This is a genomic window from Desulfurivibrio nitratireducens (assembly GCF_044068515.1).
Taxonomy (GTDB): Bacteria; Desulfobacterota; Desulfobulbia; order Desulfobulbales; family Desulfurivibrionaceae; genus Desulfurivibrio.
Genome location: NZ_JBIPKI010000006.1, coordinates 26,295 through 48,441 on the forward strand (window position 1 = coordinate 26,295; position 22,147 = coordinate 48,441).

21 protein-coding genes are annotated in these 22,147 nt (G+C 63.6%); 12 read left to right on the forward strand and 9 right to left on the reverse strand.

The window, feature by feature from the left end:
• Positions 1-199: 199 nt before the first annotated feature.
• The 4 genes from ACHHTY_RS03555 to ACHHTY_RS03570 form a co-directional block, all read right to left on the reverse strand.
• Positions 200-874: a response regulator gene (locus tag ACHHTY_RS03555; RefSeq protein WP_395492688.1), complete on the reverse strand. Its 675-nt coding sequence runs from the start codon at positions 872-874 to the stop codon at positions 200-202.
• Positions 867-2,324: a sensor histidine kinase gene (locus ACHHTY_RS03560; RefSeq protein ID WP_395492689.1), complete on the reverse strand. Its 1,458-nt coding sequence runs from the start codon at positions 2,322-2,324 to the stop codon at positions 867-869. The genes ACHHTY_RS03555 and ACHHTY_RS03560 overlap by 8 nt, the downstream gene beginning before the upstream one ends.
• 12 nt (positions 2,325-2,336) lie before the next feature.
• A complete protein-coding gene (locus ACHHTY_RS03565; RefSeq protein WP_395492690.1) occupies positions 2,337-3,290 on the reverse strand; it encodes a substrate-binding domain-containing protein in 954 nt (317 codons plus the stop codon).
• 233 nt (positions 3,291-3,523) lie between these two features.
• Entirely contained in the window at positions 3,524-3,817 is a 294-nt protein-coding gene (locus ACHHTY_RS03570; RefSeq protein WP_395492691.1) for a rhodanese-like domain-containing protein, read from the reverse strand.
• A gap of 306 nt (positions 3,818-4,123) precedes the next feature.
• On the opposite strand from ACHHTY_RS03570, the gene ACHHTY_RS03575 reads away from it, so the two are divergent.
• Positions 4,124-4,909 carry a M90 family metallopeptidase gene (locus ACHHTY_RS03575; RefSeq protein ID WP_395492692.1) on the forward strand — a complete coding sequence of 262 codons (786 nt, stop codon included), beginning with the start codon at positions 4,124-4,126 and terminating at the stop codon, positions 4,907-4,909.
• Here ACHHTY_RS03575 and ACHHTY_RS03580 read toward each other — a convergent pair.
• Genes ACHHTY_RS03580 through ACHHTY_RS03590 form a run of 3 tightly spaced genes read right to left on the reverse strand, consistent with a single transcriptional unit; the run spans position 4,906 to position 7,734 of the window.
• Positions 4,906-6,060: a murein transglycosylase domain-containing protein gene (locus tag ACHHTY_RS03580; RefSeq protein WP_395492693.1), complete on the reverse strand. Its 1,155-nt coding sequence runs from the start codon at positions 6,058-6,060 to the stop codon at positions 4,906-4,908. The two genes, ACHHTY_RS03575 and ACHHTY_RS03580, sit on opposite strands and share 4 nt — an antisense overlap.
• A gap of 17 nt (positions 6,061-6,077) precedes the next feature.
• A complete protein-coding gene (locus tag ACHHTY_RS03585) occupies positions 6,078-7,223 on the reverse strand; it encodes a M20 family metallopeptidase (protein WP_395492694.1) in 1,146 nt (381 codons plus the stop codon).
• The gene (locus tag ACHHTY_RS03590; protein ID WP_395492695.1) at positions 7,207-7,734 is read right to left on the reverse strand and encodes a GNAT family N-acetyltransferase; all 528 of its coding nucleotides are present in this window, start codon (positions 7,732-7,734) and stop codon (positions 7,207-7,209) included. Before ACHHTY_RS03590 ends, ACHHTY_RS03585 begins: the two co-directional genes overlap by 17 nt.
• A 389-nt stretch (positions 7,735-8,123) precedes the next feature.
• Here ACHHTY_RS03590 and ACHHTY_RS03595 point away from each other — a divergent pair, with 389 nt between their 5' ends.
• The 6 genes from ACHHTY_RS03595 to ACHHTY_RS03620 all read left to right on the forward strand — a co-directional run bounded on the left by ACHHTY_RS03595 (position 8,124) and on the right by ACHHTY_RS03620 (position 14,022).
• Positions 8,124-8,897 carry a hypothetical protein gene (locus ACHHTY_RS03595; RefSeq protein ID WP_395492696.1) on the forward strand — a complete coding sequence of 258 codons (774 nt, stop codon included), beginning with the start codon at positions 8,124-8,126 and terminating at the stop codon, positions 8,895-8,897.
• 137 nt (positions 8,898-9,034) lie between these two features.
• A complete protein-coding gene (locus ACHHTY_RS03600) occupies positions 9,035-9,400 on the forward strand; it encodes a hypothetical protein (protein ID WP_395492697.1) in 366 nt (121 codons plus the stop codon).
• A gap of 63 nt (positions 9,401-9,463) precedes the next feature.
• Positions 9,464-10,897, forward strand: coding sequence for an L-seryl-tRNA(Sec) selenium transferase (gene selA / locus ACHHTY_RS03605; RefSeq protein ID WP_395492698.1), 1,434 nt, complete (start codon positions 9,464-9,466; stop codon positions 10,895-10,897).
• The gene (locus ACHHTY_RS03610) at positions 10,894-12,636 is read left to right on the forward strand and encodes a tetratricopeptide repeat protein (protein ID WP_395492699.1); all 1,743 of its coding nucleotides are present in this window, start codon (positions 10,894-10,896) and stop codon (positions 12,634-12,636) included. The genes selA and ACHHTY_RS03610 overlap by 4 nt, the downstream gene beginning before the upstream one ends.
• A 177-nt stretch (positions 12,637-12,813) precedes the next feature.
• Complete coding sequence (locus tag ACHHTY_RS03615; protein WP_395492700.1) at positions 12,814-13,500, forward strand: LOG family protein; 687 nt, start codon at positions 12,814-12,816, stop codon at positions 13,498-13,500.
• A gap of 63 nt (positions 13,501-13,563) precedes the next feature.
• Positions 13,564-14,022, forward strand: a complete 459-nt coding sequence (locus ACHHTY_RS03620; RefSeq protein ID WP_395492701.1) for a YbhB/YbcL family Raf kinase inhibitor-like protein — start codon at positions 13,564-13,566, stop codon at positions 14,020-14,022.
• Here the strand turns inward: ACHHTY_RS03620 and ACHHTY_RS03625 are convergent.
• Positions 14,001-15,353 (reverse strand): DUF945 family protein, encoded by a 1,353-nt coding sequence (locus ACHHTY_RS03625; RefSeq protein ID WP_395492702.1) that lies wholly within the window; start codon positions 15,351-15,353, stop codon positions 14,001-14,003. The two genes, ACHHTY_RS03620 and ACHHTY_RS03625, sit on opposite strands and share 22 nt — an antisense overlap.
• Before the next feature lie 50 nt (positions 15,354-15,403).
• Positions 15,404-16,531 (reverse strand): phosphotransferase enzyme family protein, encoded by a 1,128-nt coding sequence (locus tag ACHHTY_RS03630; RefSeq protein WP_395492703.1) that lies wholly within the window; start codon positions 16,529-16,531, stop codon positions 15,404-15,406.
• A gap of 459 nt (positions 16,532-16,990) precedes the next feature.
• Between ACHHTY_RS03630 and ACHHTY_RS03635 the strand changes: the two genes are divergently transcribed.
• The 5 genes from ACHHTY_RS03635 to hypD all read left to right on the forward strand — a co-directional run bounded on the left by ACHHTY_RS03635 (position 16,991) and on the right by hypD (position 22,116).
• Positions 16,991-17,329, forward strand: a complete 339-nt coding sequence (locus tag ACHHTY_RS03635; protein ID WP_395492704.1) for a hydrogenase maturation nickel metallochaperone HypA/HybF — start codon at positions 16,991-16,993, stop codon at positions 17,327-17,329.
• 119 nt (positions 17,330-17,448) lie between these two features.
• On the forward strand, positions 17,449-18,252 hold the full coding sequence (gene hypB, locus ACHHTY_RS03640) for a hydrogenase nickel incorporation protein HypB (protein ID WP_395492705.1): 804 nt from the start codon (positions 17,449-17,451) through the stop codon (positions 18,250-18,252).
• On the forward strand, positions 18,249-20,708 hold the full coding sequence (locus ACHHTY_RS03645; RefSeq protein ID WP_395492706.1) for a carbamoyltransferase HypF: 2,460 nt from the start codon (positions 18,249-18,251) through the stop codon (positions 20,706-20,708). Before hypB ends, ACHHTY_RS03645 begins: the two co-directional genes overlap by 4 nt.
• Positions 20,709-20,719: 11 nt before the next feature.
• Positions 20,720-21,022 carry a HypC/HybG/HupF family hydrogenase formation chaperone gene (locus tag ACHHTY_RS03650; RefSeq protein ID WP_395492707.1) on the forward strand — a complete coding sequence of 101 codons (303 nt, stop codon included), beginning with the start codon at positions 20,720-20,722 and terminating at the stop codon, positions 21,020-21,022.
• A 2-nt stretch (positions 21,023-21,024) separates the two neighbouring features.
• Positions 21,025-22,116, forward strand: coding sequence for a hydrogenase formation protein HypD (gene hypD / locus ACHHTY_RS03655; RefSeq protein ID WP_395492736.1), 1,092 nt, complete (start codon positions 21,025-21,027; stop codon positions 22,114-22,116).
• Positions 22,117-22,147 lie beyond the last annotated feature (31 nt).

Here is a 22,147-nt window from a genome sequence, read left to right on the forward strand (position 1 = left end):
TCTTTCCCGCTTTCCACCTCCTGGTGCCTGGTTATTAATAGGGCAGCCAAAGGGGGGCGGAGCCGGACGCTCCCGGCCCTATGAGGGTTTTCCCCCGGGCCGGGGTCCCCTTTGGTCCCAGTTTCACGTGATGTAATGGTAGCGGAATTGTCCAGAAGAAAAAGCCGGGCTTTCCCTGATTTTTATGTCAGGTAAAGCCCTACAAGGTGGGATAATTGTCTAATTTGCCGAGTTCCATGACCAGGCGCACCAGTTCGGCCTTGCTGTTCAGGCCCAGTTTGGCCATGGCCCGGCTGCGGTAAGTGGTGACGGTTTTGTCGCTGACGAAATATTTTTCGGCGATTTCCCGGCTGGTATGGCCGCGGGCCACCGCCAGCATGACCTGTTGTTCCCTTTGGCTTAAGGACTCCCAAAGCATTTGCTGGTGGTCGGGGTTTTCGGTTTGACCTGGCTCTCCCCCAACCAGTTCCAGCAGCATGGAGGGATGAACGTAAACCTCGCCGCGCCGGACGGTGCGAATGGCATAGAGCAGATCGGCGTCCAGTCCTCGCTTGAGAACAAAACCCCGGGCCCCGGACTGCATCGCCCGTTGCAGGTAATTCTGGTCTTCGTGCATGGTCAGCATGATTATCCGGCTGCGAGGGCTTGCCGCCAGCAGCCGGGGCAGCAGGTCGATGCCGCTGACCTCGTGGAGGCCGATATCCAGCAAAATGATGTCGGGTTGCAGTTTTTGGGCTAGTTCCAGGGCGGATTCGGCCCGATCGGTCTGGCCGATCACCTCGAGATCCTTTTCGGCGTTGAGCAGCATGCCGAGCCCGGAGAGCAACAGGGGATGATCATCGACCACCAGGATGGTCGTCGGTTCTTCAATCATTTTTAATCTCCTCGCCCTGGCTCTCGGTGGGCAGGGCGAAAACCACCATGGTGCCCTGGCCCGGTTCCGATTCGATCCTCAGGGTGCCGCCCAGCAGTTCGGCCCGCTCCATCATGCCATAGAGGCCGAGGCGGTCGTTGATGGTCATGGTTTCAAGGTTGAAGCCCCGGCCATCGTCCTCCACCACCCCCCTGATCTGGTCCCGCCGCCATTCGAGCAGCACCTTGATCTCGTTGGCTCGGGCATGGCGGATCACATTGAGGACCGCCTCCTGGACGATCCGGTAAACGCAGGTTTCGGTGCTGCTGTCGGTCCGGCGGTTGGCAAAGCCGATCATGGTCAGCCCCACTTTAAGCTGGTGGCGCTTGCGGACCTCGTCGATGAACATCTCCAGGGCCGGCACCAGCCCCATATCGTCCAGAACGCTGGGGCGCAGGTTGACGGCCAGATGGTGGATGGTGGCCATTTCGGCGGTGATGGCCGACTTCAGGTCGCCGATTTTGGTGCGGATATCCTGGCTATCGGCACTGTTTTCCAGCATTTTCAGCCCCACCATGATCGAGGCCAGGGCCTGGCCGGTCTGGTCGTGCAACTCGCGGGCGATTCTCTTGCGTTCACCCTCCTGGCCGGCGATCACCCGCTGGAGGTAATCACGGCGGATTTTTTCCTTTTCCCGCCGGGCTTCATCGGCCAGGGCCAGTTGGCCGACCATTTCATTGAAGGCCGAAGTTAATGAGCCCACTTCATCGCTGGCGCAATGGGGCAGGGAAACCGTGTAATCGCCGCTGTTGACCGCCCGGGTGGCCAGCAGCAGACTTTTGATCGGCCGGGTAATCAGCCAGGTGAGATAAAAAGAAAGCAGCAGACCGATCAAGACCACCCAGAAGAAGTTCCAGATGAAGGAGTTGAGAAACCGGTTGATCTGCTGGCGAAAGGCGTTTTCCCGAACCCCTACGCGCACCCGGCCCTCATCCCCCTGCATGATGGGGGCGGTGGTTTCCCAGATGATGCCCTCGTTGCTGGCAATCTGGCGCAAGGAGATCTCGGATGAGGGGATTTCGCCCCGCTGATAAAGGTCCAGCAGATCATAGGGGAAGCCGGCCCCGAAGGTATGAGCGACGATCCGGCCGCTGCGATCGTTGACCACCGCGTAACGCAGATCGGGCCGGTTGCGGACCGTGTTCTGGAGGGTGCGGGTCAGGCCGTAAAGATCGTTGATCAGGAGGTAGTCCGGAGCCTGGTAAGCGAGTTCAAGGGCGATGGAGCGGCCTTCCTTCTCCATCAGTTCCTCCATGTTGCCGATCAGGGTGCCGTAAATGATGTAGAGACTGGTGGCCGCGAAAAGGATGATGATGCCGGTGACCATCCCTATGATCTTGAGCCGCAGCGGAACCCCCAGCAGCCACGAACTTAAAACGGTCAGGATGGCTGCGGCTTTCTTGGGTTTCACGGGTCGTTTCTCTCAGGGTAAGCGGTAAAGCTTGAGGTCGCCCTCGGTAAAGCGTTCCATCCCCAGCTCGGCGAGAATGGCGGCCCCTTCAGGATCATGATGGATATTTAAGAAAAACTCCTGCAGTTGTCTTTTCCTCTCGGGGTCGATGCCGGGGGGCACCACCACCGGGGGGATCCCGAATTCCCGGGAAACATGGAGAATCTGGAACCGCTCCCGCAGCGACGGGTCGGCCTCCAGGGCGTGGTCGAAGACGATCTTGTCCACCGAGGCCCCGTCCACCACCCCGTCGAGGACTGCGGCGATGGAGCGGTCATGGCTGTAGGTAAAAATTATCCGGCCGAAAAAATCCTCGGCCGACTCCCCCCGGGCCTGAATCACCGACATCGGATAAAGGTAGCCGGTATTGGACATCGGGTCGGTGAGGGCGAAAACCTTGCCGCGCAAGCCCTCCAGAGCGGTTATGCGGGAAGCGGCGGAGACGATGAAAACCCCCTGGTAGGTAATCTTGCCATTGACCTGGGGCACCACCAGCATCTCCATGGTCCCTTCCTTGAGGCCGGTCACAAAGGGCCCGGTGCAGACAAAGGCGACATCGACCAGGCCCCTGGCCAGCAGTTCGTTGACCTCCTGGTAGGTGCGGCGTTGGACCAGTTGCACCGGTTTGCCCAGCTTCTGCTCCATGTAGGCCTGCAGAGGGCGATAGGAGTTGACCGTGCCCTGGGGCGAGATGATGGCCGCCACCGCCATTTTCAGGGAATTGAACTGTTCTTCGGCGGAGGGTTCGGGCAGGGCCACCAGGCGGTCGAGCTGTACCGCCGGGAGAGGGGGGGCATCACCGGGAGGATCGCCGGCGCAGGCGGAGAAAAGCAGCAGCCAGAGGCCGGCGAGCAGGACATAAAGCGCGGCATGGGTTTGCTGGTAATGGCCGGCTGCCGGTTGGGGCAAGCGGCCGTCTGGGGCCATTAAGATCGCAGCCGCTCCGGGCCGGCTGCCCGGAGCGGCGGGCCTGCTTGGCCGGCCCGGCCGCCTGTTGTTCCGATTTAATTCCGGGCCGGCTTCAAGCCGGCCGGGCGCATGCGTTATTGGACGCTGATGGGTAAACGTCGGGATTGCCATTCAGGGAAACCTCCACGGTAGGTGAAGACGTTGCGGTAACCGGCTTGTTGCGCCGCACCTGCGGCAGCGGGGGCCAGGCCTCAGTCGTAACCCCGGCAGTAGAAGACCAGGGGGACGTTTTTGTCTTCAGGCAAGAGGGCCGGCAGATTTTCGAATTGTTCCGGCGTGATGTTGATGGCCCCGCTGATGTGGCCCTGGCGATATTCCCGGGTGGTTCTGGTGTCCACCACCACGATGCGGCGGGGTTGATCGAGCCTTTCCTTCAGTTCGTCGGTGCTGAGATTCCGGACCATCTGGGCGCCTGCTCCGGCGGCGCTGAACAGCAACAAGGCACAGGCCAGCAGGGCGGGAATGATTTTGAGGCTGGAACGCATTTCTGGTTACTCCTTGGTTGAGATTGCGATTGTTTGCTCCTGAGCATTACAAAATAAGATATAAATGCTATTCAGGCAAGTGGGCATGATGGAAGAGGGCTGGGGATCAGGACGGTGCCGCTTGGGGCCGTAAGCTTTAACCGTGGATTACCGGGCCGGTCGGGGGGCTCTGATCGCCGCGCTGGCGCTGGCCCGGCCCGGCATGTGGCCTCTCTCTGGGCTGCCGCTAAATTTCCGCCGGCAACGGTGGGCTGGCCCCGGAAGGCTTGACCGGGAGGTCGACCGGGTCGGAACAAGGAGAGCATAATGGGTTTCTGGCGGTGGTGGAAAAAATGGCGGCGGGCCGGGCTCCTGCGGCGGACGTCACTGACTGACCCGATTTGGGCCGCGGCGCTGGCCCACCCGCCGGAACTTTTTGCCGGCCTGACGGCGGCGGAAAACCAGCGCCTGCGGGAATGGACCAGCCTGTTTCTGGCCACCAAGCAGTTTTATGGGGCCCGGGGTTTAGAACTCACCCTGGAAATGCAGGCCGCCATCGCCGCCCAGGCCTGCCTGCCCATCCTCAACCTGGATCTCGATTATTACGCGGGCTGGACTTCCATCGTGGTTTACGAGGACAGCTTTATCGCCCCCCGGGAAGAGACCGACGCCGACGGGATTGTCCACAGCGGCAGCGAGGTGCTGGCCGGCGAATCCTGGGAAGGCGGGCCGGTGGTGCTTTCCTGGGCCGATTGCGCCCCCGGCGCCTATCCTCACGGTCCGGCCGGCAACGTGGTGATTCATGAATTCGCCCACAAGCTCGATATGAACAACGGCCTGGCCAACGGGATGCCCCCGTTGCATCGCGGCATGAGCTCCGCCGCCTGGGCCGCGGCCCTGGCCTCGGCCTATGAGGAGTTGCGGGCCGCCCTGGAACGGGGCGCCGAACCTCTGCTCGACGAGTACGCCGCCGAAGACCCGGCCGAGTTTTTCGCGGTCAGCAGCGAATATTTCTTTATGGCCCCCGGTTATCTGTTGCAAGTCTATCCTGCGGTTTACGAGCAGTTCGCCCTTTACTACCGCCAGGATCCGGCCCGGCGCCAGGGGAGTTAGCCGATGCCGCGGTACTTGTCCTGGAGGCGGACGACCTTGGGCAGGTATTCGCGGGTTTCGCGATAGGGCAGGTTGCGGACCAGGTGTCGGTAGACCTCCTGCGGCCCCAGGCGGTTGATCCGGGCCAGGGCCCGGGTCCGGTCGCCCCGGTCGAAGGCGTTGAGGACGTTGCCGCTGCCGGTGTTGTAGGCGGCGATCACGCAATATTCCCGGCTGAGCCGATTTCCCACCCCCCGCAGATAGCGGCGGTCCAGAATATGAAGATAGGCTGTGCCCATCCGGATATTGTTGGCCGGGACGAAAAGATATTCCCGGGTCGGAGTGCCTGCCCGGCCGTAAAGGAGCTGGTGGGCGTCGCGGCCGGCGCTGGTGGGGACGATCTGCATCAGACCGTAGGCCGGGACATGGCTCATGGCGTAAGGGTTGAAACTACTTTCCGCCTCGATGATCGCGAAGATCAAAGGCGGCGGTTGGTTGAAGCGGCGGGCGTTTTCCAGCACAGCCTGCTGAAACTTGAACTGCTGGTTTTGCTGGTATTGTCGCACCATGGCAAAGGTTACGTAATGGACGGTCCGATCTCCGGCCGGTTCTCTCCGGTAGGCGTGGGCAAGGAGATAATCGGCGTAGCGCTCGGCCCGCCAGGGCCAGCGGATGTATTCCCCCTCATGATCGACCACCAGCCGATAGAGAAAAGGCCGGCCGTCGGCCGGGATTTCCCGGGCACTGAGCAAATCCACCCGGGCGGGGTCTTCCGGGGTCAGCAGGGTGGCCACGATGGCCCTTCTCAGGGTTGCCCGCGGCTCCTGGGGCCGGACGGTTTCCACCCGGATCAGGCCGCGGTCGAAATTGACGATGGCCCGAGTCTGGTAGTTGTCGGTGTACTTGACGTATTCCCGTTCGCTGGCCACCTTTTGGTCGGTCCAGCGGCGGCCGATTTCCCGGACCATGGTCTGAACCTGGCGCCGCACCGCCTGGTCAACCACCCCCAGCCCGGTGACCGGGATCTGGTGCGAAACCGCCCCGGCCATATCTCCTGAGAGAACCCGCTCGGTGGTGCTGAGGCCGCGCTGGATTTGAGCCGGGGTGCAGCCCGCCAGGGGAAGGACGACCAGCCAAAGGAGAAAGTCACGCCGGGGAAAAGACTTGGGCAAGGCAAAAACTCCGGAGGTCAAAGATTTTCGGCCAGCAGGCAGAGAGCCAGGTAGATTTTGGCGGCGCTCACCACCTCGTGCAGAGGGGTATATTCTTCCGGGGTATGGGCCACCTCGAGGGCGCCGGGACCGAGGATCAGGGGTTTGACCCCGGCCTGGTGAAAAAGATTGCCGTCGGAATGGGAACGGAAGGAATCACAGCGCCAAGGTAGTTGCAGCTTGGGGTAGATGGCGCTCAGTTGCCGGGCCAGGGGATTATCCAGGTCCAGGCTGTAGCCCCGGGCGGCCAGGTTGGAGGTGAACTCCAGCTTGAGATCGGGAATCAGGGCCTTGGCTCCTTCAGCCCGGTTCCGGATGGCGGCCTCAACGACGGCCGGGTCCATTTCCGGGGGCAGGTGCAGATCGATCCAGGTTTCGCAACGGTCGGGGACGACGAAGCCGGCTTGGGAAGAGGTCATTTCCCGGATGGAGTAAATGATCCCCGAGCGGCCGCGGTCGAAAAAAAGGGGATCACGACCGAGGTGGAGCAGGACCCGCAGCATCGACTCCACCGCGTTGTGGCCCAGTTCGGGCAGGGAGGAATGGGTGCGGCGGCCGATGGTGGTGAAAACCGCTTCGAGATAGCCGTAATGGGCGAAATTGGGCATCAGGCCGGTGGGCTCGCCGATCACCACCCAGGGAGGGCGGCAGGATTCGAGAAAGGCGGCGCTGCCGTCGCCGTTTTCTTCCTCGCCCACCACCAGCAGCAGGCCTACTGGGGGCCGCTCGGCGGGTGGCAGCAGCTGGGCCAGGGTGAGAAAGGCTTCGACCATGGCGGCGCAGCCTCCCTTCATGTCGGCGCTGCCCAGGCCGTAAATAAGTCCGTCTTCCTGCCGGGCCACATATTCGCTGAGATCCCAGGCGGCGATGGTGTCGACATGGCCCACCAGGTAGAGCCGGGGTTCCCGCTCCCCCAGGGAGACGATGAGATTGTAACGCTCCTCTTCGACCTCCTGCCGGCGAACCTGCAGCCCTCCGGCCCGCAGCAACTCCTCGAGGTAGAGCTGGATGTCCTCCTCCTTGCCCGAAGGGGAGTATATGTCGATCATCTGGCGGAGGATGGTGGCCAGGCGCAGCTCGTTGAGAGCCGGCCAGGCCCGGGTCGGGTCAGGAGCAGAAATCATTTTTCGGTTTTTTCCTTTTTTTGCGGCGGGGGCTCAGATTGAGGGTCATGTAGACATGTTCCTGGATGTTGCCGAAACCGAGCTTGGTGAAGAAGCGGATGCCCGCCTGGTTGTCGGCGTCGGTATCGACGATGATCATCCGGACCCCCTGGGCCCGCATCCGCCGCTTCATTTCCTTGAACAGCCGTTCCCCGACCCGGAGCTTCTGGGCCCCCGGACAGACTCCGAGCCAGACCAGGTAGCCGTATTTCCAGGCCGAATGCTGCTTTTCCACCGTGGTGCCGAGGGCGAAGCCGACGGTTCGGCCGTCGCGTTCCGCCACCAGGCAGAGTTCCGAGTCGCTGTTGAACATTGAAATCACCTCGTACTCATCCCAGGTGCGATAAAGGCTGGGGGAGTACTCGGCGGTGAAGACCACCTCGCCGATATGAAAGACCTCGGCGAGATCATCGACGTTCATCTCGCGGATGCAGAGAGCTTTGTTGCCCGGGGTTTGGTCGCAGATAGTCATGGCGCGGTCAGGAGGGGTTCAGGGGCATCGGGGAAGCATGGTTGAGCTTCCCGACTTTACCATGATGCCCGGCAAGGGGAAAGGTGATAATCGGCGGTCTGATGGTCATAAAACTTGAAAAGATCGGCGGAAAATGGGCTATAATTGAAACAGGTGCGATGGTTTGAGTACTCGGTCCGCGGGTTTGCTGACCCCGGTTCAGCGGCCCCGCCGCCGGGCCGGAAATTACCACAAAGACGGAATTGCCGGGCGCGGATCGGTATCGCCGGAGCGGAGTCGCCGGTCCTGCTGCGACCGGGGTTGACAGGGAACTAGCCGCCGGTAATGATCAACCAGGGGAATAACTCCCGGCGCCTGCCCGCCTAACCGGCGCAACAAGGAAAAGGTTTATGAGTACACAGCAGCCCGGCCTGGAAGATATTATGGCCGCCGAACTCAAGCAGGAAATCGCCGGCCGTTATTTCGGTTTCCGCAAGCTGATCGAGGAAGACAGCCGGGATTATGCCCAGTTGGCCCGGCAGCACTCCTTTATTCTCGAAAAACGGATCAGTTTCGATCTGATTCGAATCTATCTGCTTTTGCGCCAGGAAGAATTGATCCAGCAATTCCTTGACCTGGTCGGGCTCAACGAGCGACTGTTCTATGATCCCTATCTGCTGGAGTCGCCCACCATCCGGCAACGGGTGCTCGAATGCCAGCGCTTCAAGGGCTGGACCAGGAAGAGGCGCTTCAGCCGTTATTTCTTCTCCTGCTACGAAAATCTGACTTTTCACGTCAAGGTGTATAACGGCAAATTAAAAGAGCTGGCCAAGTTTCAGGGCGATATTGCCGCCGAGATCGAGGTTTTCTATAAACAGAACAATATCAGCGCCATTCTCTCTTTTCTCCGTTCACTGGGGGACAAGCAGGCCACCGGAGCCATGCAGGGCGGCATGGAAGTGGGGCTGGCCGAGGAACTGGACAGCAAGCTGCTGATCAAACCTCCGGCGCCGATTGAAAAGCTTTTGCCGCTGATCAAACCGTTGCCGCCGTTGAAGGAGGTCAAGGGCCCGCTGAAACGGCTGGTCAAGGAGGCTTACCGGCAACAGACCCCGGAAACCCTGGCGATGTTCGCCTTCAACAGCACCCCCTGCCAGGAGCGGGAGAATCAGTTGGAGTTCTGAGTTTGCCTGCCGGATAACCGGCAAAAAGCCCGGAAACACTTTGTTCGCCGCGTCCTTCTCTGTTATATTACGAAAATTCCAGCACGGCTACTTTGCTCGAGGAAGCCGATAACCACAAGCAGGAGGGGAGGTTTGTTATGAGTGGATTCGATCTTTTAAGAAAAGTGCTGCTGATGTCGGTGGTGGCGGGTTTACTGTTGCCGGTAATGACCGGTTGTAAGCGGGCCCCGCAAGAAGAGGCTCCGGCCCCGGCTCCGGCCCCGCCGGTGGTCGAGGAACCGGTAATTGAAGAGGCCCCGGCTCCACCCGCCCCGGCTTACGGCGTTCCCCCGGCCCCGGAAGCTCCCCCCGCCCCGGAGGTTGAGCAACCCCCGGCTGAGGAGATCATTGAAGAACCTGCCCCGCCGGCGGCTCCCGGCTATGGGGTCCCGCCGGCGCCTCCCGCCCCGGCTACCGGCGGTTATGGCTTGCCCCCCGCGCCGGGTGGAGGTTATGGTCGCTGACGGTCCAGCGGCAACCGCTGGCAGCCCGGGAGCCGATTCGGAAAAAATTGACTGGGAGCAGCTATGACCATCCCTGTATCCGCCGCTTCGGCGGCGGTGGAAGCCCAGGCTCTGTTGCGGGCCATTCCCAAGGTTGATGAAGCCCTGGCCTGGCTGAGCCCTGCCGGTTCCTCGGCCGCCGCTCCGGCCCGGCTGACCAAAATCGTGGTCCGCCAAATCCTGGCGGAGTGCCGCCGGGATATTCTGGCCGGCCGGTTGCGGCGGCCCGAGGAGTTGAGCCGGGAGCGGCTGCTGCCCCGGCTGGCCGGGCGTCTGGCTGCCCGCTTGCGTCCCAATTTCCGGCCGGTGATCAATGCCACCGGGGTGGTGGTGCATACCAACCTGGGCCGCTCCCTGCTGCCGGAGACGGCCGCGGCCAACCTGGCGGCGGTGGCCTTCCGTTATTCCAACCTGGAATTAGATCTCGAGACCGGCAAGCGGGGCAGTCGCTACTCCCTGGTGGAAAATCTGCTCTGCGAGCTGACCGGGGCCGAAGCCGGCCTGGTGGTCAACAACAATGCCGCCGCCGTTCTGCTGGTCCTGCAAACCCTGGCCGCCGGCCGCGAGGTCGTGGTTTCCCGGGGGCAGCTGGTGGAAATCGGCGGCTCCTTCCGGATCCCCGAGGTCATGGCCCGCAGCGGAGCGAGGCTGGTCGAGGTCGGCGCCACCAATCGCACCCATCTGCGCGATTATGAACGAGCCATTGGGGCGGATACCGCCCTGCTGCTCAAGGTCCATACCAGCAACTACCGGATCAGCGGCTTCACTGCCGAAGTCGCCGCCGGCGAACTGGTGGAGCTGGCCGCCCGTTATGACCTGCCGGTCATGGAAGACCTGGGCAGCGGTTCCCTGCTGGATTTTTCCCGTTACGGCCTCGAGAAGGAGCCCACCGTCCAGGAAGTGTTGAAAGCCGGGGTGGATGTGGTCACCTTCAGCGGCGACAAGCTCCTGGGCGGCCCCCAGGCCGGTTTGATCCTGGGCCGGCGGGCCATCATCGAGCAGGTCAAGAAAAACCCCCTCAACCGGGCCCTGCGGATCGACAAATTCACCCTGGCCGCCCTGGAATCGGTTTTGCGCCTCTATTTCGACGAAGAGCAGGCCCGGGCGGAGATCCCCACCCTGCGGATGCTGACCACCCCCTATGCCGAGGTGCGGCGCCGGGCCAACCGGCTGCGCCGGCGCCTTAAGGATCTGCCGCCCGAGAGTTGCGGCCTGGAGCTGGTCCGGGTCAATTCCCGGGTCGGCGGCGGCTCCTTGCCGGAAATGCCCCTGCCCAGCTGCGCCTTGGCCCTCAATCCCCGCAAGCTCAGTCTCAACCAGTTGGAAAAGTCCCTGCGGAGAGCGGCGATTCCGGTAATCGGGCGCATTGAGAACGACCGCCTGCTGCTCGATCTGCGCACCGTGGCCGACCGGGAGGTGGCCGAGTTGGCTGCCATTCTGCGGGAGGTACTGGCATGAGCTTCCCGCTTTATGGGGCGGACCAGGACGGGGGGACCGATCCCGTTACCGGTCTGCCCGGGGCGGCGCGGCTGGCGGCGGATCTGGCGGCCCGCATGCCGGCAGACCGGCAGGAGAGCAATGGGCGTCGGCAGGGCGAGGACTTCCTGCTGCTGCTGGAGATCTATCCCCAGGCTCGGGATGCCGAGCGGGGGTTGACCGCCATTCAGCGGGCCGGCGCTTACCTGCAGTCGCTGTTCGGGAGCTCCACCCCGCTCTATTCCTTGGGGCTGGGGGTTTTCGCCCTCCTCTGGTCCCGGGTTTCGCCGGAAGAATCACGCCATATGGCGGACATGCTGCTGCGTCGGCTGCGGCGGGAGGAATTCGGCCGGGCCCATGCCGGCTTGACCTCATTGCGCGGCGGGGCCAAACTGACCGCCGCCCGCTTGGTCACGGAAGCCTGGCAGGCGCTGGCGGTGGCCCGTCGGCGCGGGCCCTTTGGTCTTTGCGTCGCCGGCGCCGAAAGAATTTTCCCCCCCCTGGCCCCCGGCGATCGGGCTCGGCTCGGCCGGCTCTGGAGGGGCCGGGAACGCTTTGCCCTGCTGCTGATTCGCCAGGACCAGGTGGCCTTGAGCAATCATTTCAGCAAGCGGGTGCGTGCGGCCCTGATCCCGGATAGCGAGGTTCTTTTTCTCAGCCAGCGGGAAAGCATGGTTTATCTTGACGGAGCCGATGAAGCGGCAGCCCGCCGCTGGCTGGAGGAATTCCGCCACCGGATGGAGCAATCCAGCGGCAGCACTTTCTCCACCGGCATCGCCCTTTACCCCTGTTTGAGCTACCGCAAGTCGCAAATTCCCCTCAATTGCCGCAAGGCCTTGCGGCATGCCGAACTGCTGGGGCCTGACTCTCTGGCGGTTTTTAACGGCATCAGCCTCAATATCAGCGGCGATGCCTACTACAACGAGGGTGATATCCGCCGGGCAGTGGCCGAGTATCGGCAGGGCCTGGCTCTGGATCCGGCTAATGTCAACCTGCTCAACAGCCTGGGAGTGGCCCTGGTCCAGCTCAACCAGACCAAACCGGCCCTGGCCGCCTTCGAAAAGGCGCTGCAAATAGACCCAGCCAGCTTCATGGCTCTCTGCAACCTGGGTTTCGCCCATCTTTCCTCCGCTCGGGATGACCGGGCCATTGCCTGTTTTGAGCAGGCCCTGACCGTCAACGGCTGCTCCTTTGATCTGCTCCTCCAGCTGGGTAAGCTCTATTGTCGGCGGCGGCGTTATCCCGAAGCGGTAGCCCTGCTGCGGCGCTGCGTGGATGACCATGGGGTCGAGGAGCGCCGCAACGCCGACCTGGCCGCCGCTCATCGTCTGCTGGGCCGGGCCCTGCTGGGCCTGGAGCAGCCTCGCCCGGCCATGGAGGCGGTGCAGAAGGCCTTGAGCCTCAATCCCAGGGATACCGAGGCCCTGAGCCTGCTGGGCGAACTCTATCTCATCAACGGCGAGGGGGATGACATTGCCCTGTCGCTTTGCCATCAGGCGGTGGAAATGGATGGCAAGCGGGGCGAGAGCTGGCGGCGCCTGGGCTGGGTCCAATGGCGCCAGGGCAAGGCTGTTGAGGCGGAGGCCTCCCTGCGCCAGGGCTTGCGGCTCAGTCGGCGCGATCCTCTGGCCGCCTCCTGGCTGGGGCGGATCTACGAAGAACAGGGCCGCCATCGCCAGGCTCGCCAGATGTACGCCCGAGCCCAGCGTTGGCAGGGCTGAAAGTCCGCCGGGACCGTATTTTGGCACGATCAGGTCCGGCGGTATACCGGGGTATGGCCGGCCGGACCTGCTTGCCTCAAGCTGCGGCCCCGGCGGACTTTCAGCTTGGCCGGCAAGCCGTTAAGCGGATAGAGAGAAGCTTTCTTTAATTCAAATAATCAGTTTTTGAGGGGAATTATGATGAAAATTACCAAGGCCGGGATGGTCGATGAGCGGCAGCAATACTCCCTGGACAATTTCAAGGTGGGCGACTCCTGGCGCTTGTTCCGGATCATGGGGGAGTTTGTTGACGGTTTCGACACCCTGGCCAGCATCGGCCGGCCGGCGGTATCGATCTTCGGTTCGGCCCGAACCCCCATGGAAGACAAGTATTTTGCCTTGACCGATAAGATCGCCCAGGATCTGGCCCGGGCCGGCTACGCCATCATCACCGGGGGCGGGCCGGGGATCATGGCCGCCGCCAACAAGGGGGCGGCGGTGGCGGAGGGCATGTCCATCGGGCTCAACATCAATCTGCCCTTCGAGCAGGATCCCAATCCCTTCACCAATGTCCCGCTCCATTTCAAATACTTTTTCGTCCGCAAGGTCATGTTCATCAAGTACTCCATGGCCTTCATCGGGATGCCCGGCGGTTTCGGCACCCTGGACGAGCTTTTCGAGTCCCTGACCCTGATGCAGACGCGCCGGATCAAGGCCTTCCCGGTCATTCTGGTCGGCTCCGATTTCTGGGGCGGCCTGGTGGACTGGATTAAGGAAAAAATGCTGGCCGTCGGCAATATCGATGCCGACGACATGCTCTATTTCCAGGTGATGGACGATCCCGACGAAGTGGTCCGCTATATCAAGCGTACCGTGGTTCTGTAGCCTGATCGGCCAAAGGCTTGCCGGCCCTTGCGGCTGAACGGTGATTTAAACCGGAGGTGTGCCATGCAACTGACCAGTCCCGCTTTTGCCCACGACTCCTCGATTCCGGCCCGTTATACCTGCGACGGCGACAACATCAACCCGCCCCTGGTGATCGCCGGGGTGCCGGAGCAGGCCGTGAGCCTGGTGTTGATCATGGATGATCCCGACGTGCCCAGCCATTTGCGGGCTGACGGGATGTGGGATCACTGGGTGGTCTATAATATCCCGCCCGGGGTCCGGACCGTCGCCGAAAATTCGGAGCCGCCCGGCGTGCCGGGGCAGGGAACCGCCGGCAATCGGAAATATTACGGCCCCTGCCCGCCGGATCGCGAACACCGTTATTTTTTCAAGCTTTTTGCCCTGGACTGTGAACTTGAGTTGGCGGCAGGAGCGAGCAAGGCCCAAGTGGAAGAAGCCATGGCCGGTCATATTATGGCCCAGGCCGAACTGATGGGCCGCTATGACCGGCGCAACAGATAAAACAGGGCCTGAATGGGGGCGGGCCGGTCGTTGATTTCCAACTCGCCCTCCTGGTAACGAAGGCTGAAGCTGACCAGGTCGCTGCCGTCCGGGGGCGGCAGATAGCCCCGGCGCCGCAGGGCCGCCAGCGGATCCCTTCCCCGGTCCGTTAAGTCAGGGCCGGGATTGGCTCCGGGCTCGGGCTGCGGCCACTGCTGGTAGTCCGCGAACATGTTTTCCGGCAGGGTTTCCGGGGCCTTAGCTTCCGCTTCCAGGCGCAGGCCGGAAATCAACATGATCGGATGAAAAAGCCGGGCCTCATCCCTGCCCTGATAGGCCAGACGCAGGCGGCCCTCAGCGGTCCCGTGGGAAGTATCGAGCCGGAGCTCGGCGATTTCCAGGACCGGGGACTTGCCCAGCAGCCGGGGCAGGGCTTCCACCAGGGTTTGGGCGACGGCAGGCGGGATTTCCCGGCCCCCTCCGCCCCCCAGCAATTGCGGCCACCAGGGGGCCACCCCCAGCAGTTCCCCGCCCGCCCGCTGATCAAGATTGCGCCAGGCAATTTCCAGCTTCAAGGGCCCATGTTCGCTGCCGCCGGTATGGATCCGGCTCAGCACCATTTGCTGGCTGCCTGCCAGGGTCCCGCCTCCCGCCCCGTCATCCTCCCGCCGATAGTTGAAAAGCAGGCTGATTCCCTTGATTTCCAGTAAGCTGGGCGGCTCAGGTCCCTGGTCGGCTGACCGCAGGGCCAGACCGGGGGACCGCAGCTCGCCCCGCATGCTGTGCAGATTGGCGGGGAAGAGCAGGTGGCCCTCCAACTGCCGCCAGCTCACGGAGAGTTGCCGGGCTCCCGCTTGCCAGTCCTGGTATCCTGGTGCAAGGCGGAAAAAAGTTTCGGCCCGGCCGCCCAGAGTTATGGTCGTGTTGGCATGGAATACATTGACCGGGGCCGGGGCGGCCGCCAGCTGGCCGGGATTGGGCAGGGAAGAAGGGGCAACCAGCCGGGAGTCGATGGCGGCCAGCAGCGGTTTGAACCGATCTCCGGATCCGTGGGGGCGGCCGGCCAGCGGCAGGGGACCGTGCCAGATGCGATGGCTGATAATCAAAGGCCCAGCGGCCGGCAGCGCAAGGCGCAGTTCGGTGAGGGCCCGCGAGGAAAACCACCCCCGCCGGTATTCCAGCAGGCTGAGCTCGATTCCCGCCTGGCCGTTGAGTTCGGCCACCGTGCGGGCCATATGTTCCTCGCCCTTGATCCCCAACCAGGAGGAGGCCGCCGCCAACAGCAGCAGGGCGCTGCAAATCGGCAGGGCCAGAACCAGCAGAATTTTTCTGAACTTGGGGTGATTGGTCATGGCTGGTGCCTGGGGCGTTTGTCCCGTTTAAGGCTCAATAAATGTCGATTTCAGGTCAGTTCGGCCATGAGCAGGCGAAATGGCCGCTCCCGGCTTTCGATGGAGGCGGTGAGCCGGAACTGGGTCAGGGCCCGGCGCAGGTTATGCTCGGGATCGTCAGCCTTAAAATAACAGTTGCCGGCCAGATAGTCGCTGAAAAAACGCAGGCCCAGCTCGAAGGTGATCAGGCGGGCGGCATCGTAAAAACAGGCCAGATCGCCGCGGGTCAGCAAGGGCCGCATGGGCTGGCAATAACCGGCCAGCAGGGCCCGGGCCAGGTCGAGGTCGAACTCCACGGCGGCCGGATCGCCGGGGTCTTCGCCGGCTCGATTGCAGCAGGAGCGCAGGCAGTCCCCGATATCGTACTGGAGCAGGCCCGGCTTGATCGTGTCCAGGTCGATCAGCGCCAGAGCCCGGTCCTCGGTGCGGTCAAAGAGAATATTGGTGAGCTTGGGATCACCGTGGATCACCTGCTCCCGCAAGATACCCCGGGCCCGGGCCTGCTCCAGGCCGGCTACGCTGCTGCGGCGGCGGCTGATAAAATCCCGGCAAAAGCGCTGGTCGCCGGCGGCTCCGGCGGGTTCCGGCCGAGCGGCGGCGATCTGCTCGTAAGTCGCCAGCACCCAGGGAGTCACATGAAAGGCGGGCAGGGGATCGGCCAGCCGGTTTACTGGCAGATCCGCCAGCCAGGCATGAAAAAGCCCCAGGGCCGAACCGGCGGCTCCGGCCTGTTCCTCGGTGGCGATTCGGGACAGAACCCTGCTGGGGCCGATGAAATTAAGGGCCCGCCAGCAGTTCCCCTCCTGGTCGTAGTGAAAATCCCGGCCCTGCCGGGCCGGCAGGAGACGGACGGCCTGGTGGCGCTTGCCGGCTCCGGCGCCGGCGATTTTGCCGCCCAGATGCTGGCTGACCAGGCGGAGATTACCGAGCAGCATTTCCGGCTGGGGAAATATGGCGGGGTTGAGCCGCTGCAATAAAAAATCTTCCCCTCTGCGGCGCCGGACCAGGTAACTGTCGTTGATCAGGCCTCGGCCATGGGGAGTGATGGATATAATATCGCCGGGCGGGGCGAAAAAAGCCGCCACCGAACGGGGTGAGAGGGGCAAAGTGGCGGGGCGGGATTCCTGATCGCTGTTCACAAGTTTGACAACCTCGAACCCTTCGGCATTCCGGCCCCGCGGCAACGCCGGCATAAATTGCCCAAGGGCGATCGGCCCGGCGGCCCGGCATTGGACATTCTCGAAAGCGCGGGCCTTCTGGCCAGGGTAAGGAGCCGCCGGCCAGATCCCGCGGGAGACCAGCCGGGGGCCTGTTTTTTAGCGACGTCGGCCCTTTTCACTGCTTAACTATTCGCTCCTCCGATGTCAAGGCCGGAGGTCGGCCAGCCGGGATTGCCGCCCCGCTGGTGGCCCCGCCGCCTGGTGCTGCGGCAGTTCATCATGGCGCCGGCAGTGGTCCGGGAGTTATTAAATAAAGATTTTCGCGCCGGCGGCAGCAATGAGGCGGCAATAGATTTGTGCCGCCATTAATTTTCGGCTATTCTGGCCCAATGGCAAAAGCGCGGCAGAAAATTGACCGGTACTGGCGGGAACGGCACCATGCATGAAATGTCGATAGCCTTGAATATCGTGGAGTTGGCCGAAAAGGAAAGCCGGGCGGCCGGCGGGGCCAAGATCCGGCGGATCGAAGTGGAGGTGGGCGCCCTGGCCGGGGTGATGGAGGACGCCCTGCATTTCTGTTTTGCCGCCGCCTGTCGCGACACCCTGGCCGAGGGAGCGGAGTTGCTGATTCGGACCACGCCGGGGGAGGGCGAATGCGTCGGTTGCCGCCAGGTCATGCCGATGACCACCAACCTGGAACTTTGCCCCGCCTGCGGCGGTCTATTGCGGATGAGGCAGGGAGCGGAACTGCGCTTGATCGCCATTGTGGTTGATTGAAACTTGGTTACATAAAAAGATTTTGCCCGGCGGCAGATCGGCCCCGGGGCTTGCCCGTAAGGTAACAGGCCAGGCTCAGGATCGCCTGGTTAAAATCCATTCCGAGAGGCTGGAAAATCATGTGCGACAATTGCGGCTGTGATCACGGGCCCGATGGCGTGACGATTACCGTGGCGGGAGTGACCCGCCGGGCGGGGAAAGACGGCCAGGGCACCGGCCCCCGGTGGGAGGGCGGTGGAGCCGAGGCTGAGGGGCATGGCGATCCCGGCCGCCGGCTGCTGGTGGAAAAAGAGGTTCTGGGACAGAACAACGCCCAGGCCGCCCATAACCGGGAGCATTTCCGCCGCCATAACATCCTGGCCCTCAATTTGGTGAGCTCGCCGGGCTCCGGCAAGACCACCATCCTCGAACAAACCATTCTGCGCCTGGCCGGCTCGCTGCCGTTGGCGGTCATCGAAGGCGATCAGCAAACCGTGCTGGATGCCCAGCGCATTGAAAAAACCGGGGTGCCGGTGGCCCAGGTCAATACCGGGGCCGGCTGCCATCTCGACGCTTCCATGATCCATCGGGCCCTGCATCGGCTTGAGCCCCCGCCCAACTCGCTCCTTTTCATCGAAAACGTCGGCAACCTGGTCTGTCCGGCGGTTTTTGATCTGGGTGAGGAGGCCAAGGTGGTGATCATCAGCGTTACAGAGGGGGAAGACAAGCCCTTGAAGTACCCCGCCATGTTCGCCGCCGCCAAGCTCTGCCTGATCAACAAGATCGACCTGCTGCCCTACGTCGATTTCGATCTGGAAAAATGCCGCCAGTACGCGCGCCGGGCCAACCCGGACCTGCAGTTTTGCGCCCTTTCCGCCCGCAGCGGCGAGGGCATGGATGCCTGGCTGGCGGCGATTCGCAGCTTGATGCCCGCCGCCCGATGACCCGTTGGCGCCTGCTGGTGAGCGGCATTGTCCAGGGGGTGGGGTTCAGGCCCTTTGTCTATCGCCTGGCGCGCCGCCATGGCCTGGCCGGACTGGTTCGCAACAGCCCCGCCGGGGTGGAAATGGAAATCGAGGGTCCGGCGCCGGCCCTGGAGGCTTTTGCCGCCGCCCTGGCGGGTGAATGCCCCCCCGCCGCCGTGATCGAAGAGGTGGAGCAAACCGCAATCCCTCCCCAGCAAAGTGCTGCTTTCATCATTGAAGCCTCCGGCGCCGGCGGCCCCCCCCTGGCCGGGGTGAGCCCGGATTTGGCGGTCTGCCCGGATTGCTTGCGGGAGATGCTGGATCCGGCCGACCGCCGTTACCTATATCCTTTTATCAATTGCACCAACTGCGGCCCCCGTTACACGATCATCGAAGCGATTCCCTATGATCGTCCCCACACCACCATGCGGGCCTTTACCATGTGCCCGTCCTGCCAGGCGGAATACGACGATCCGGCCAGTCGCCGGTTCCACGCCCAGCCCAATGCCTGCCCGGCCTGCGGCCCCCGGTTGCGGCTGGCTCCGCTCCAGGAGCCGGGGCCGGATGCCGGCAATCCGGCCGACGCCGCTTTGCCCCGATCGATTTGGGCGGCGGGGGCAGAGGCGCTGGAGGCCGACGGGCGGCCAGACCAGCGGGCAGCGGTTGCTGCCGCCCGGGGCCTGTTGCGATCCGGTGGGATCCTGGCGATCAAGGGAATCGGCGGCTTTCATCTGGCGGTCAACGCGGCCGATGATGCGGCAGTGCGCCGCCTGAGGCGCCGCAAGGGCCGGGCGGCCAAGCCGCTGGCCCTCATGGTCCGGGATCTGGCCACGGCCCGGGGCCTGGTGCGGTTAAGCCCGGATGATGAACGGCTTTTGACCTCCCCGGCCCGCCCCATTGTGCTGGCCCCCAAAATCACGGTCGAGCCAGGACCAGCCGGAACGGCACCGCCCCTGGCGGCCCCGGCGGTGGCCCCGGGCCACCAGCGCCTGGGCCTGATGCTGGCCTACGCCCCGCTCCATTATCTGCTGCTGACCGATGATCTGCCGGTGCTGGTGATGACCAGCGCCAATCGCAGCGCCGAACCGATCTGCATCGCCGACGACGAGGCCCGCCGGCGGCTGGCGGGGATTGCCGATGCCACCCTGCTCCACGATCGGCAAATCAGCCGGGGCAACGACGATTCGGTGGTCATGGGTCTGGTCGGTTTGCCTGCTCCGGCCGGGATCCCCGGTTCAACCGGCCATTTGATGATCCGCCGGGGTCGGGGCTACGCTCCCGGGCTGCTGCCGGTGGCCACCGGCGGGGCGGCGGTGCTGGCCGTGGGGGCGGAACTGAAGAACACCGTCTGCCTGGCCGCGGCGGGCCGGGCGGTTTTAAGCCAGCATATCGGAGACTTGCAAAACCTGGAAAGTTACCGGGTCTTTGACCGGACCATCCGCGATCTCGCCGCCCTTTTTGCCATCCGTCCGCAAGTGGTGGCGCATGATCTTCATCCCGATTATCTTTCCAGCCGCTGGGCCCGCGAGTGGGCCCAGGCCGAGGGGTTGCCCCGCCTGGCGGTTCAGCACCACCATGCCCACCTGGCCTCCTGCCTGGCGGAAAATCGGCATCCCGGTCCGGCCATCGGTGTGATTCTGGACGGCACCGGTTACGGCCCGGACCACACCATCTGGGGCGGCGAGATTCTCATCGGCGATGGCGCCGGCTACCGGCGTTACGGCCATCTTGAAACCATGCCGTTGCCCGGGGGCGATGCCGCAGTCGCCCAGCCCTGGCGGGCCGGACTGGCCTATCTCCATCAGGCCTTTGGCGGCGAGCTGCCCGACTTGCCCTTTCTGGCCGGGCTTGGCGATCCCGCCTTGACCGGGGGCGGCGGAGGGGGACGGGCAGCGGTGGTGGCCATGCTGGAGCGCCGGCTCAACTGCCCCCTTACCAGCAGCTGCGGTCGCTTGTTTGATGCCGTGGCCGCCATCAGCGGCGGCCCGGGAATTATCAGCTATGAGGCCCAGGCCGCCATTGAATTGATGCAGGCGGGCGGCGGGATGGCGGCCCCCGCTTTTGCCTACGGGATAGAAGAACAGGGGGAAGGGATTGTACTCGGCATCCGGCCCCTGGTGCGGGATGTCGCCGCCGCGGTTGCCGCCGGGGCCGACCTGGCCATGATCAGTCGACGTTTTCATTATACTCTGGTAAAAATGTTTACCGCCGCGGTGCAACGGGCCGCCACGGCCAGCGGGATCAAAACAGTGGTACTTTCCGGGGGAGTGATGCAAAATGAAATCCTGCTGGCCGGGCTGGGGCAAGCCCTGACTGCGGCCGGTTTCGAAGTTCTGCTGCCCCGGCGTCTACCGCCCAACGACGGTTGCATTTCCTTCGGCCAGGCGGTAATCGCCCTTAACTTTGCCCAGCACGGCAAACAAGTTCAGCCCTGAAGAGGTTCTCAATGTGTCTGGCGGTACCGGGAAAAGTGGTGGAAATTTTTGAGGAAAACGGCTTGAAGATGGGCCATGTCGACTATGCCGGGGCCGTGAGCCGGGCCTGTCTCGAATATGTGCCGGAAATCAAGCTGGGCGATTATACCGTGGTGCACGCCGGTTTCGCTCTTTCCATCCTCGATGAGGAAGAGGCGGCCAAAAGCTTCGATGCCTGGCGGGAACTTCAGGCCGAGGCGGATCGGCAGGGGGTTGATCTCTTCGGCCGGCCCCTGGATCCGGATGCGGCCAAGCCAAAGCGGGGCCAGGTCTGATGCTGAAATACCTGGATGAATACCGGGATCCTGACCTGGCCCGGCGCCTGCTGGGGGAAATTGCCGCCGTGGCGCGTCGCCCCCTGGTGATCATGGAGATCTGCGGCGGCCATACCCATGCCATCATCCGCTCCGGCATCGACCGCCTGTTGCCGGAGCAGATCGAGCTGGTGCACGGGCCGGGCTGCCCGGTTTGCGTCACTCCCGTTGAACTGGTGGACAAGGCCGTCGCCCTGGCCGGCCGGCCCGAAGTGATCTTCACCAGCTTCGGTGACATGCTGCGGGTGCCGGGAAGCCGGGAAAGCCTGGCTATGGTCCGCTCCCGGGGCGGTGATGTCCGTCCGCTTTACTCTCCCTTGGGGGCGGTCGAGCTGGCCGTGCGCCACCCCGACCGGCAGGTGGTTTTTTTCGCGGTGGGTTTTGAAACCACCGCCCCCGGCAATGCTCTGGCGGTGCGGCAGGCCGCCCGCCTCGGGCTGGGGAATTTCAGCCTGCTGGTCAGTCATGTCCTGGTGCCGCCGGCGATCACCGCTTTGCTGGCCAGCCCGGCAAACCGGGTCCAGGCCTTTATCGCCCCCGGCCATGTCTGCACCGTGACCGGCCTGGAGGAATATGAAGCGATCGCCGCCGATTACCGGGTGCCCATTGTCCCGGCCGGCTTCGAGCCGGTGGATATCCTGGCCGCCATTCTGCTGCTGGTCCGGCAAGCCGAGGCCGGCCGGGCCGAGGTGGAAAATGAATACAGCCGCTCGGTGCGCCGCGAGGGCAATCCCGCCGCCCGCCGGACGGTGGCGGAGGTTTTCCAGGTCAGCGACCGGACCTGGCGCGGCCTGGGGCAAATTCCCGCCAGCGGCTTGACCCTTAGGCCGGAATTCGCCGCCTTCGACGCCGAGCAGAAATTTGACCTCTCCCCGATTCAGGCCGAGGAATCGCCCCTGTGTATCAGCGGAGCGATCCTCCGCGGCGAAAAAAAACCGCCCCAGTGCCCCGCCTTCGGCCGCCAATGCACCCCCGCCCATCCCTTGGGCGCGACCATGGTTTCCAACGAAGGGGCCTGTTCCGCCTACTTCAGCGCCCAGCGCCACCGGTTCTGAGGCCCGGCCCGCTTGGCCCAAGCCCGGCGGC

Bases quoted from the DNA above. Each gene is read 5' to 3' on its own strand.
- ACHHTY_RS03555 (WP_395492688.1), bottom strand. From the start codon at position 874: ATGATTGAAGAACCGACGACCATCCTGGTGGTCGATGATCATCCCCTG.
- ACHHTY_RS03565 (WP_395492690.1), bottom strand. From the start codon at position 3,290: ATGGCCCCAGACGGCCGCTTGCCCCAACCGGCAGCCGGCCATTACCAG.
- ACHHTY_RS03610 (WP_395492699.1), top strand. From the start codon at position 10,894: ATGAGCTTCCCGCTTTATGGGGCGGACCAGGACGGGGGGACCGATCCC.
- ACHHTY_RS03600 (WP_395492697.1), top strand. From the start codon at position 9,035: ATGAGTGGATTCGATCTTTTAAGAAAAGTGCTGCTGATGTCGGTGGTG.
- ACHHTY_RS03615 (WP_395492700.1), top strand. From the start codon at position 12,814: ATGATGAAAATTACCAAGGCCGGGATGGTCGATGAGCGGCAGCAATAC.
- ACHHTY_RS03595 (WP_395492696.1), top strand. From the start codon at position 8,124: ATGAGTACACAGCAGCCCGGCCTGGAAGATATTATGGCCGCCGAACTC.
- ACHHTY_RS03650 (WP_395492707.1), top strand. From the start codon at position 20,720: ATGTGTCTGGCGGTACCGGGAAAAGTGGTGGAAATTTTTGAGGAAAAC.
- selA (WP_395492698.1), top strand. From the start codon at position 9,464: ATGACCATCCCTGTATCCGCCGCTTCGGCGGCGGTGGAAGCCCAGGCT.
- ACHHTY_RS03645 (WP_395492706.1), top strand. From the start codon at position 18,249: ATGACCCGTTGGCGCCTGCTGGTGAGCGGCATTGTCCAGGGGGTGGGG.
- ACHHTY_RS03620 (WP_395492701.1), top strand. From the start codon at position 13,564: ATGCAACTGACCAGTCCCGCTTTTGCCCACGACTCCTCGATTCCGGCC.
- ACHHTY_RS03625 (WP_395492702.1), bottom strand. From the start codon at position 15,353: ATGACCAATCACCCCAAGTTCAGAAAAATTCTGCTGGTTCTGGCCCTG.
- hypB (WP_395492705.1), top strand. From the start codon at position 17,449: ATGTGCGACAATTGCGGCTGTGATCACGGGCCCGATGGCGTGACGATT.
- ACHHTY_RS03635 (WP_395492704.1), top strand. From the start codon at position 16,991: ATGCATGAAATGTCGATAGCCTTGAATATCGTGGAGTTGGCCGAAAAG.
- ACHHTY_RS03585 (WP_395492694.1), bottom strand. From the start codon at position 7,223: ATGATTTCTGCTCCTGACCCGACCCGGGCCTGGCCGGCTCTCAACGAG.
- ACHHTY_RS03575 (WP_395492692.1), top strand. From the start codon at position 4,124: ATGGGTTTCTGGCGGTGGTGGAAAAAATGGCGGCGGGCCGGGCTCCTG.
- ACHHTY_RS03590 (WP_395492695.1), bottom strand. From the start codon at position 7,734: ATGACTATCTGCGACCAAACCCCGGGCAACAAAGCTCTCTGCATCCGC.
- ACHHTY_RS03570 (WP_395492691.1), bottom strand. From the start codon at position 3,817: ATGCGTTCCAGCCTCAAAATCATTCCCGCCCTGCTGGCCTGTGCCTTG.